This is a genomic window from Malaciobacter sp., from assembly GCF_055140965.1.
In genome coordinates this window covers 17,483-28,503 of the sequence record NZ_JBSRRO010000035.1, presented here as the reverse complement: position 1 = coordinate 28,503, position 11,021 = coordinate 17,483, and the positions used below count along the sequence as shown (strand labels likewise).

General features: G+C 25.5%; 13 protein-coding genes. 7 read left to right on the top strand and 6 right to left on the bottom strand.

What is annotated here, in order from left to right; translation table 11 throughout:
* The coding region (locus ACTCCZ_RS10280) for an EAL domain-containing protein (protein ID WP_463187311.1) at window positions 1-809 on the top strand (809 nt) is incomplete at its 5' end.
* Window positions 810-825: 16 nt separating this feature from the next.
* On the opposite strand, the gene ACTCCZ_RS10275 is transcribed toward ACTCCZ_RS10280, so the two are convergent.
* Window positions 826-1,197: a S24 family peptidase gene (locus ACTCCZ_RS10275; protein ID WP_079577171.1), complete on the bottom strand. Its 372-nt coding sequence runs from the start codon at window positions 1,195-1,197 to the stop codon at window positions 826-828.
* A 71-nt stretch (window positions 1,198-1,268) separates the two neighbouring features.
* Here ACTCCZ_RS10275 and ACTCCZ_RS10270 point away from each other — a divergent pair, with 71 nt between their 5' ends.
* Window positions 1,269-2,243 (top strand): endonuclease/exonuclease/phosphatase family protein, encoded by a 975-nt coding sequence (locus ACTCCZ_RS10270; RefSeq protein WP_079577170.1) that lies wholly within the window; start codon window positions 1,269-1,271, stop codon window positions 2,241-2,243.
* Window positions 2,244-2,252: 9 nt separating this feature from the next.
* Here the strand turns inward: ACTCCZ_RS10270 and ACTCCZ_RS10265 are convergent, their stop codons facing one another.
* Window positions 2,253-3,098, bottom strand: coding sequence for a YitT family protein (locus tag ACTCCZ_RS10265; protein ID WP_079577169.1), 846 nt, complete (start codon window positions 3,096-3,098; stop codon window positions 2,253-2,255).
* Between the two features lie 91 nt (window positions 3,099-3,189).
* Between ACTCCZ_RS10265 and ACTCCZ_RS10260 the strand changes: the two genes are divergently transcribed.
* Entirely contained in the window at window positions 3,190-3,411 is a 222-nt protein-coding gene (locus ACTCCZ_RS10260) for a hypothetical protein (protein WP_079577168.1), read from the top strand.
* Window positions 3,412-3,422: 11 nt separating this feature from the next.
* Entirely contained in the window at window positions 3,423-3,986 is a 564-nt protein-coding gene (locus ACTCCZ_RS10255; protein WP_196778243.1) for a DJ-1/PfpI family protein, read from the top strand.
* A 55-nt stretch (window positions 3,987-4,041) separates the two neighbouring features.
* Here the strand turns inward: ACTCCZ_RS10255 and ACTCCZ_RS10250 are convergent, their stop codons facing one another.
* Entirely contained in the window at window positions 4,042-5,886 is a 1,845-nt protein-coding gene (locus ACTCCZ_RS10250; RefSeq protein WP_079577166.1) for a GGDEF domain-containing protein, read from the bottom strand.
* A gap of 65 nt (window positions 5,887-5,951) precedes the next feature.
* Window positions 5,952-7,544 (bottom strand): cation:proton antiporter domain-containing protein, encoded by a 1,593-nt coding sequence (locus ACTCCZ_RS10245; RefSeq protein WP_079577165.1) that lies wholly within the window; start codon window positions 7,542-7,544, stop codon window positions 5,952-5,954.
* Between the two features lie 170 nt (window positions 7,545-7,714).
* Here ACTCCZ_RS10245 and ACTCCZ_RS10240 point away from each other — a divergent pair, with 170 nt between their 5' ends.
* Window positions 7,715-8,683, top strand: a complete 969-nt coding sequence (locus tag ACTCCZ_RS10240) for an NAD(P)-binding domain-containing protein (RefSeq protein ID WP_079577164.1) — start codon at window positions 7,715-7,717, stop codon at window positions 8,681-8,683.
* Here the strand turns inward: ACTCCZ_RS10240 and ACTCCZ_RS10235 are convergent.
* Entirely contained in the window at window positions 8,680-9,072 is a 393-nt protein-coding gene (locus ACTCCZ_RS10235) for a DUF3010 family protein (RefSeq protein WP_079577163.1), read from the bottom strand. The genes ACTCCZ_RS10240 and ACTCCZ_RS10235 overlap by 4 nt on opposite strands.
* Before the next feature lie 109 nt (window positions 9,073-9,181).
* Between ACTCCZ_RS10235 and ACTCCZ_RS10230 the strand changes: the two genes are divergently transcribed.
* The gene (locus ACTCCZ_RS10230; RefSeq protein ID WP_159445708.1) at window positions 9,182-9,847 is read left to right on the top strand and encodes a small multi-drug export protein; all 666 of its coding nucleotides are present in this window, start codon (window positions 9,182-9,184) and stop codon (window positions 9,845-9,847) included.
* 7 nt (window positions 9,848-9,854) lie between these two features.
* On the opposite strand, the gene ACTCCZ_RS10225 is transcribed toward ACTCCZ_RS10230, so the two are convergent.
* On the bottom strand, window positions 9,855-10,499 hold the full coding sequence (locus ACTCCZ_RS10225; RefSeq protein WP_159445707.1) for a DsbA family protein: 645 nt from the start codon (window positions 10,497-10,499) through the stop codon (window positions 9,855-9,857).
* A 115-nt stretch (window positions 10,500-10,614) separates the two neighbouring features.
* On the opposite strand from ACTCCZ_RS10225, the gene ACTCCZ_RS10220 reads away from it, so the two are divergent.
* A complete protein-coding gene (locus tag ACTCCZ_RS10220) occupies window positions 10,615-11,013 on the top strand; it encodes a hypothetical protein (protein WP_079577160.1) in 399 nt (132 codons plus the stop codon).
* The last annotated feature ends 8 nt before the right edge of the window (window positions 11,014-11,021 follow it).

Below are 11,021 nucleotides of genomic sequence, written 5' to 3'. Positions count from 1 at the left end.
ATATAAAAGCTTTAAATACATTTTGTAAAAGATATAAAGATCTGGGTTTTATTATTGCAATAGATGATTTTGGAACTGGCTATTCTAGTTTTGATAGATTAGCAATTATACAACCTGATATTGTAAAAATAGATAGAAGTTTAATATCAAATATTGAAAATAACTATATAAATAGTTCAATTTTAAAATCTATTGTTGATATTTCTAATAAAATTGGTGCTTTAACACTTGCTGAGGGAGTAGAAACAAAAGAAGAGATATTAACTTGTATGAAGAATCATATAGAAATATATCAAGGCTTTTACTTTGAAAAAGCTATAGATGAAATAAAAAAAGAGACAAAAGAGTCTTTACTTAATAAAATCAATATCATAGGATTAGAGTATAAAGATGCCGTAAAAAAGCATATGAAAACAAAACAAGCTATTTTAAAAAGAATGAAACACTTAACAAAAGATGTAGTTAAAACTATCTCTTTTGAACAAAATTTTCATCTTGAAAAGTTAGAGCTTATATTAAAAGAAAATAATAATATTGAAGCAATATATTTGATTGATTATAATTTGGGAAACCAAATAAATGATACTTTGATAAATAATATACAAAATCGTTTTTACAAAGCTTCAAAGCACAATGATGACCATAATTTAAAAGAGTACTATTATATTACAAAAGAGTCCAAAACAAAAGAGTTTTTAAGCCAAAAATATATTTCAAAAGCAACAGGAAATATGTGTAGAACTTATTCAAAAACTATTAAAATAAATCAAAGTAGATTTATCTTATGTTTTGATATTCTTACAGATTAAATTTAAGATTCAAAAATCAAAATTTTGTAAAAGTCAATATGACTTTTGCTACAACATGTACATCTTTAAACTCATATACTAAATGGCTATAATCTTTGTTTATTGATACAAAAACCGTTTTATTTTGTTTTATAAGTGCTTTTTTTATCCACATCTTATTATTGTAATAAACAATATATATTTTCTCATTTTTTATATCTTTTTGAGATAAATCAGCAACAACTAAAGCTTTATGATTAATTACAGGTTGCATTGATTTGCCATCAACTCTTAAAACAAAAAGTGAATTTTCTTTTATATTTTCATCTAATAACTCTTTTGAGAATGAAAGTTTTTTACTTCTATTTTCATCAAAAACATCTACATAATCTAAAGTTAAAATATCCATTTTTTTCCTTTTTTAAAAAAGAAGTATAACTAAGATTTTTTAGTTTAAAGTTAATATAGTAAAATTTCACTATGAATATAAAAGTAGGAACATTTAATCTATTTCAATACGCAAAACCTCCATATTCTTGGTATGTACAAAAAGATAGATTTAAAATAAAACAGTGGGAAGAGAAAAATAGTTTTATAAAAGAGCAGTTAAAACAAATGAATTGTGATATTGTAGCTTTTCAAGAAGTTTTTTCATACGAAGCTTTGAAAGAGTTAACAAAACAGTTAGGTTTTAAATATTTTAAAATAGTTGATACTGCAAAAACTGATAAAAAAAATGATAAAGTTTTTATCTCTACAACTGTTGCTCTTGCATCAAAATACGAGATAAATAAACTTAGTACTATTGAGGTAAATGAAGAAGTTTTAGAAAAGCTTGATATAAAACAGCCTTTTTATTTTTCAAGATTGCCAATAAAAGCAAATATTAGTATAAATAACACTGATATATTAATATATGTATTTCATCTAAAATCTAATAGATTAAATGAGTATGAATATAAGTTCAATGAAGATGATACAATAAATTTGAAAATAGAAAAATCAATATATGCTATGAATAGTCTTAATGCATCATCACTAAAGCAAAGATTAGCAGAAGCTTATCATCTTGCACTTGATATTTTAAGTAGTTTAAAAAATCAAAAAAAAATAGTTGCATTAGGTGATTTAAATGATAGGCAAAACTCTTTAGTTATTGATATACTTACAAATAAAGCTCTTTTAGATATTGATTTATTTTCTAAAGATTATGATATTAAAAATAAGAAAGAGTACTTTTTATATGACTCATATGAAAAAGCTTTGAAAAAAACAAAAACTAAAGAAGCTACATCTTATTATAAATCTGTAGGAAATATACTTGATTATATATTTGTTTCAAAAGATATTGATGTTTTAGAGTATTCGCTTTTTAATAATCACCTATTAAAAAATAAAGATGGCTCAATTTTACAATCAGACCATGCTCAAGTAGTAGCAACCTTAAAGCTTTAGACTTTAAGGTTAATGCCCTCTTCCTAGCATCTCATTTGCTTCACTGATTATTAAAAATGCTTCAGGGTCATTTTTTTTAACCAAATCTCGCAATAATTGTAGTTTTGTTACTTCAATTACTATTAAAATCATTTTTTTATTTTCATTATAAAGTCCTGTACCATTAATTACTGTTCCATAAGGACCTATATGCTCTTTTATTAAACTGCTCATTTGTTCAACTTCATTAGTTACTAAATGAACAACTTTTTTATTTAAATTACCTGTTAATATTTTATCCACAGCAATTGCAGTAATATAAATACTTACAATACTCCATAAAACTTTTGCAGTTTCATCAAATATAAATAAAGAAGATAAAATAATAAAAAAATCAATAATAAAAATAATTTGACCTGGCTTTATTTCACTTTTAGAAGAGACAACTCTTGCAATAATTGTAGAACCACCTGCTGAAGAGTTTCCTTTAATTACAAAAGCAAGACCTATTCCAATTAAAACTCCACCAAAAATTGAAGCAAGTATTACATCTTCAACTAATGCTTTTATGTGTAAAATTTCAAAAGAAACATCAACAAATGTTGAAATAAGTACAATTGTGATTACTGTTCTAATTGCAAAAGATTTTCCTAAATATTTCATACCTAAAAGTAATAAAGGAAGATTTACAGCAACCATCCAAAAACCAACACTATATGAGCTAGCATAGTGTAAAAGAAGAGCTAATCCAGCGGTTCCACCTGTGATAATTCCATTTGGAATAAAAAACCATACTATACCTAAAGATAAAGTTATAGAACCCAGTAAAATAAATACATAGTTTTTAATTTCATCTTTTATACAAAATCTATTCATACTTCTCCTAATAATAAGTTTTTACTCTTTTATAAGTAGATTATAATCATTATTTTACCATAATTTGTTTATGTATGGAAAAAGGAGAATTATGGAGTTTATACCACATACTCAAACTGAGTTAAGAAATATGAATATTAAAGAGGATGAAATCTATACTATTCAATATCAAGAAAGAGATTATTACAATGCAGAAAGTCGTGTAGAACTTGGTAAGGGTAAAGCAGTTATTAGTGATAATGAAATTGTATTTATTATACATGATAGCATGGGTATGGATAAGTTTATTAAAGAAGCAAGAATTATAAAATAAAGGAGAGAATTATGTCAAAAAAAATTTTAGTTTTAGCAGGTGATTTTGTTGAAGATTATGAGTTAATGGTACCATTTCAATGTTTGCTTATGTTAGGGCATAAAGTTGATGTTATTTGTCCAGATAAAAAAGCAGGTGAACAAATTAAAACTGCGATTCATGATTTTGAAGGAGATCAAACTTATACTGAAAAACCAGGTCATAATTTTACATTAAATGCAACATTTGATGAAATAGATGAAAATGATTATGATGCCTTAGTAGTTCCAGGTGGAAGAGCTCCTGAGTATATTAGACTAAATCAAAGAGTTTTAGAAATAGTAAAAAATTTCAATTCAAAAAATAAACCAATTGCATCAATTTGCCATGGTATTCAAGTCTTAGCTGCTGCAAATATAGTTGAGGGAAGAACTTGTTCTTGCTATCCAGCTTGCGCACCAGATGTAAACTTAAATAAAGGAACATGGAAAGATATAGGTTTTGAAGAAGCACTTGTAGATGCGAACTTAGTAACAGCTGCTGCTTGGCCTGCACATCCACAATGGTTAGCTAAATTTAATGAATTATTAAAATAGAGTCTAAAAGCTTGCAAGTTTACAAAACTGTAAACTTGCAAGCTTATGATAAAACCTAAAATAGATCTACACTTGTAATTTGACTTTCATGAAATCTCACTACTTTATCTCTACCACTATTTTTTGCTTCATAAAGTGCAATATCAGCATTTTTAATTACTCCTTCAAGTGAGTTTGAATCTTGAGGGAACATAGAAAGACCAATACTAATTGTTTTTTTGAGTTTATTACCAGCATAAACATCAATCTCATTTTCTCTTACTTTTTTAGCTATTTTTTTTGCAACATTTAAAGCATCTTCTTCACTATTTACACCAACTAAAAGTACAATAAACTCTTCACCACCATATCTAATAATCAAATCAGATTCTCTTACTGTTTCATTTAGTATTCTTGCTAACTCTTTTAATACTTTATCCCCAATATCATGCCCATACTCATCATTTACTGCTTTAAAGTGATCCATATCAAGTAAAAGTACACCAATATTTAAATTTTCTCTTTTTGTTTGTGGAACAAGTTTTTTAGTATGTTCATCTAAAAATTTTCTATTATAAAGTCCAGTTAGTCCATCTTCAAAAGCTGATTCTTGTAAAGCATTCATTAAAATCTTAACTTCTATTGAAGGAGTAGCTTCATTTATATAACTTTTTACAAAAGAGATTTTATCTTTTAACTCTTCTAATTGAATTTTTGTATCACAAACAAAATTTATGATTAGATATCTATTTTGACTTATTTCAACATTTAAACAATAATGAAATTTATCATCTTTTTTAAAATAAGGACAGCTTGCATGATAATCAACAGAAACAACATCATTTTTTGTTCTAGCACATCTACATAGCTGTGCATCATCAATTATATTATCTTTACAATATAAAGCATTTCCAACTATTTTGACAATACTCATTTTCTCTTTTGTATAATCAATTTCAAAAAAAGCAAAGTTTTTAATAAAAAATTGATTTTCAAATACTTGAGCAAGTCTATCATATATTTCACTTTTACTATTATCAAGCTCAATCTCTTTTTTAAACTGATATAAATTTGAAAGATTTTTAATAATATCTTTTGATTTCTCAAGTGGATTAATGTGTGAGGAGTTAGCTTTTTGACCAATAAACTTTTGAAGTCTTTTTTCAATATCCAAAGATGTGTCTCTAAATGTTGACATTAATTTATTATAATCATCAATTAAGGCATCAACTTCACTAGTTTTTGAAGACTCATGAGGTATCTCTTTAAATCTTCCAGCAATTGCTAATTTTATACTTTTTGCAAGCTTATCTAATACTAAAATATAGTGTTCACTATTTTTTCTTGCAAGTATTACTATTAAAAAGATTGCAAGTAGTATAAGAAAAGGTATTAAATATGTAATTTCAAGACCAATTTGCTTTATATCACTTATATCCATTTTCAAAGAAACTGCACCTAATGTCTCACCATATTGCACATTGTGGCACTTATTACAGTCAATTCCATTTTCAATAGTAGAAATATATGGAACCGTAACTCTTATACTTGTTTTAGTGAAAGTTTCATTTATTTGATATTTAAGTTGACCTGTTTTTATAGCCTCTTTATCTATATCATCTTTAGGGTTTCTAAGCTCTTCTTTTCCAAATTGCTTTTTTACTAGTTCACTTCTTATTAACCAAAGCTCTTCTATATTTTTCATCCCAGCAACTGAGTTAATAAAAGTATCAACTTGATTCATATTGCCATTTATCATATGAGAAGTAAGACCACTTTTTACAACCTTTGCTATAATTTGTGCATGTTGAATAGAAGATTTTAAGTTAGTATTTCTTAAGTTATAAAGACTTAAGCTTGTAACTAAAACTGCTAAAATTATACCTATTAATAAAAATTGAAAAGTAAACTTTTTTCTCATCTATTATAAACCTTATAATGTGACATTTTTGTGATTATACATTTTTTACATAAATATGTTATAAATTAGATTGATTTATCAATTAACAATCTTGCAACTTCTTTATGTGCATGAACAAAGTTCTTTATGTTCAAGTCTTTCAAATCTTTTTTCTCTTGAGTTGTATTTATCTTTAAAGTGATATTTGCATCTTTATAAAAGGCTAATATTGCTTCACAAATAAGTCTTTTTCTTTTGGTATTTGATAAAGTTATTATAATACTTGAAGAGTCTTCAACTTTAAGAGATTCTAGTACAGGTTGCTTATCTAAGTGACCAAAGTATGCCATATAACCTAATTTTCTTGCAAGTAGCACATGTCTTAAATCATCTGATATAATAACAAAATCTTTATTATTTTCTTTTAAAGTTCTTGATATTATTCTTCCAAGAGTTGAAAAACCACAAACAATTACATGATTTTTTGCCTTAATTGGTGTAATTTTATCTGATTCATAAAACTCTACTTCAAAATATGAAGCAATTTTGTAAATATTACTTATTATAAAAGGTGTTAAAATCATAGATAATACTGTAACTAATATCAAAAAGTTTGATAAATCGCTTGTAAGTAGTCCATCACTTGAAGCAAGTGCAAATATTGCAAAAGAGAACTCCCCTACTTGACACAATGATAAAGCAGACTTAATAGCAGTACTTTTAGCTGATTTTCTTCTAATAATAAGATAAATTACAAATGCTTTTACTAAAACAATTGCTAAAAAAATCAAAAAGATATAATGTATATTATTAAAGAAATAAAAAACATCTATTTTTGTTCCCACACTAAAGAAAAAAGCACCAAGTAAAAAGTCTTTATAAGAAGCAATATCAGATTCTACTTTAATTCTATATTTTGTTTCAGCTATTATCATACCAGCAATAAAAGCACCTAAAGAGTAAGTAAAGCCCATCTCATGAGCTAAGATTGATGCTCCCATTACTATTGAAAAAACTGATCCTAAAAATAACTCTTCTAATTGAGTATTTGAAGAGAATCTTAAAAGCCAATTCATTATCTTTTTTCCTATGGTAAATAGAAATAATATCACAACAAAAGCAGAAAAAAGTGTATTTAAAATAATTTGAGAAACACCTAAAGAATCATTTGCTAAAAATGAAATTAGTAAAAGTATAGGAATTACTGCTAAATCTTGAAAAATCAAAATTGCAGTTGATTTTTCTCCATATGGCGTATAAATATCTTTTGAATGTTTTAAATAACTCAATACAATAGCAGTAGAAGATAATGAAAAAGCAAGTGATATAATAACAGAGGGAACAATTTGTATTTTAAAAACAAAATGAGAAAATAAGAAAATAACAATAGCACTTAAACCAACTTGCAAAAAGCCATTTAGTAAAAGAATCTCTTTCATTCTTTTGATTCTTTCTATACTCATTTCTAAACCAATAGTAAACATTAAAAATACAATACCAAATTCTGCTATTAACTCTAATGAACCAACATCAATACTATTAAAATTAAAAATATAACTAATAACAGTACCTGTTAAAATATATCCAATAATATGTGAAATACCAATTTTCTTTAAAATTATATTAAATACTGTTGATAGTGCTATACTTAAAAATAGTGTAAATAAAATAGTTTGCATTTATCTCCCTTAAGACTTATATTGTAGCAAAAAATATACATGATTAGTTATATATTATATATATAAAATAAACAGTTTAAAAATAGATAATTAGTAAATAGTAATTTTATAAATTAATGTTATAATTATTTAAAATAAGCATTTAAACTTTAAATTAATAAGGCTAAAACATGGATAAGATATACGATATTGCAATAATTGGTGCAGGACCTGGTGGAATAGCAAGTAGTGTTGAAGCTGTTTTATTAGGTTTTAAAGATGTAGTTGTTTTTGAAAAAAGCCAAAATCATTCAGATACTATAAGAAAATATTTTAAAGATAATAAAAGAGTTGATAAAGACTGGAAAGGCATTAAAGTAGAATTAAGAGGAAATATTCATTTTACTGATGGAACAAAAGAGAGTACATTAAACCTATTTGATACATTAGTAAAAAATAAAGATATAGAGGCTTACTTTAATGAAGAAGTTTTTAGTGTAGAAAAAGAAGATAAAAATATTTTTAAAATTACTACAGTAAAAGAAAAATCTTACTATGCAAAAAATATTGTTATAAGCATAGGAACAATGGGAAAACCAAATAAACCAACATATAAAATTCCACCAACACTAAAACAAAAAGCAAATTTCAATATTAGTCAATGTACACAAAATGAAAAACTTTTAATTGTAGGAGGTGGAGATAGTGCTGTTGAGTTTGCATATTATATGGCAAAACAAAATAGTGTTACTTTAGCATACAGAAAAGAGAGTTTTTCAAGGGTAAATCCTACAAACTTACACTATTTGTTTGATTATGTAGAAAAAAAACTTATTGATTTAAGACTAAGTTTAGATATAACAAAACTTGAAGATAATAATGGACAATTTGAAGTATATTTTTCAAATGGAAAAACTGAACTATTTGATAGAATAGTTTATGCTTTAGGTGGTTCTAGTCCCACAGACTTTTTAAAAAGATGCTCAGTATTACTTGATGAAAACAATTGTCCAATTGTTGATGAAAACCTAAGAAATAACCAAGAGGGAATATACTTAGCAGGTGATATTGCAAAAAGTAATGTTGGTGGCTCAATTGCCCTTGCCTTAAATCATGGATATACTATTTGTGAACATATAAAAAGTAAAAATAAACCTTAAGCATTTAATGCACATAAATAACTTTGTTCTTGATATTTTTTAAGTTCACTGGGAAAAGTAATTTCATTTTTCTTTTCAAATGCACTTAATGTTTGTGCAGAGACCAAGTGTGTACTACAAATGCTATTTAATTGAATAACTCCCTCCATCTTAAAAGTAACAGCTCCACCTGCAAAATTTCCTTTTTTTGCTCTTTTTTTTAGAACTATTTTTTCAATACAATTATCTTTTAAAAACTCTTCAATTTTTAAAAAGAACTCTTTTACACACTCTTGTTTTTCATCATCTTCTAAAGTAATCTTTTTTAGTTTTAAATTTTTAAACTCATTGTTTTCAACTACACTTAATATTGCATTATTAGCTTTAAGTTCAATTCCACAAACTTTCATATAATCTCCTTTGTTTTATTATACTAAAATCAAAATATTAAGTATGATTTTCTTTCAAAATGAAATATTTTTCTTTCTTATGATAAAATATGTTTTTAAAAGAGGAAAAATGAGAAAAATTAATAATATTATTTTTAAAGGTAAAGAAGGAAATATTTTTATCTTTAGTCTTTTTTTAACTACAATACTTATTATTTCTATATTAATTACATATTTTTATGATACAAAACTAGCAAATAAAATCACTAGTTTAGTTGTATCAAATCTTTTTGTAGGTCGTGTTCCCTCACTATCTTTAGGTTATGCTTCGCAATTACCTCATATTACTGTTATAGGAGTGAATATAGTAACTGAAATTATTTTAGTTACTAGTTTATACCCTCTTTTTATATTTAGCCTTAAAGGAATACTAAAAATAAAACCCTTAGAAGAGTTCTTCTTTCAAGTTCAAGAAAAGAAAAAACAACATCAAGATAAATTTGAAAAATACGGTAAAATAGGACTTTTTGTTTTTGTTTTTATTCCTTTTTGGATGACAGGACCAATTGTTGGTGCTATTATTGGCTACTTAATAGGTTTAAAGCACTATACAATCATGGCAATTGTATTTATATCAACTACTATTGCTATAACACTATGGGGATTTTTTCTAAATGAGATTATTGAGTTTTTATTGGCATTTGATACTAGATATGTATGGATAATACTTTTGTTAATTGTAATGACAACTTTAATTTTAAAAATAAAAAATAAATTATATAAAAGAGAAAAATAATTCTCTTTTATAACTCTGATTTTATTAAATTCATTAGATTGTCAAGACCAAAAGTCTCAAGTGGTTTTCCATTTACAAAATAAGATGGAGTTTTTGTTGCTCCTAATTCTTTTGCATCACTTAAATCTTGATTTATTATATCTGTAACTTTTTGTGAGTCTTTTTCAATATCAGCAGAAAGTTTTTCCATATCAAGACCAGCTTTTGGTAAAATTCTCCATAACATCTTAGGATTTACAACATGATGTTCTATCCAATACTTTTGAGTTGCAAACATAAACTCTAAAGTATCCATAAACTTATCTTGTTTTCTAGAAGCTTCTAAAACTCTTACTGCAAAATCTGAGTTTTCATGAAAAGGTGCATATCTTAAAACTAGTTTTATATCATCTTCATTTTCTTTCATTATCTTTTTTACATAAGGGTGAAACTGGGCACAAGTACCACAAGCTGGATCAAAGAACTCTACAAGTTGAACTTTTGCTTCTTTTTTTCCTAAAACAATTGAGTGCTCTTTTTGTAAATTACTAGCTTTTTGTTCAAGCATAGCATTATAACTTGCAGACTCATTTTGTTTGTAAATATACGCTCCTGCTATAAATACGACCACTATACTAATTATTGCAATAAATACAATCTTTTTATTTTGCATACAAAACTCCATATAAAATTTATATATTTTATCAAATTTTTGTGTAGTATGTGTGGAGATAATAAATAGTTAAAAACTAATTTTGTATCATTAGGAAAATAAAAAAGTGAGACATATGAAAAAAAATGAAAAAGTTAAACTAATAAGAGAGATTGAAAAACCTATAAAAATCTTTGGAAAGCAACTAAAAATCACAAGAGTTGTTTTAATTCTTGCAGCTTTTTTAATATATTTTGTAGCTTTGTATTATGAAACAAAAAGCAATACACCTTTAGTTTTAGGAATAATTCCTTTAGTTTTATTAAGCTTTACTCTAATTTTGATAAAAAATAGAATTTTATATATTGGTAAACACAATATAGAGTGTTCAAATGCAGGAGATTTATATATAACAAAACTTAAAGGCTCTTGTCCTAAATGTCAAGGGGAATTAAAAGTAGTAAAAAAACTAAATGATCAATTTGTAATTTGTAAAAACAATAAAGAACATAAGTTTTATTTACAAGAGAACTAAGAATTTTC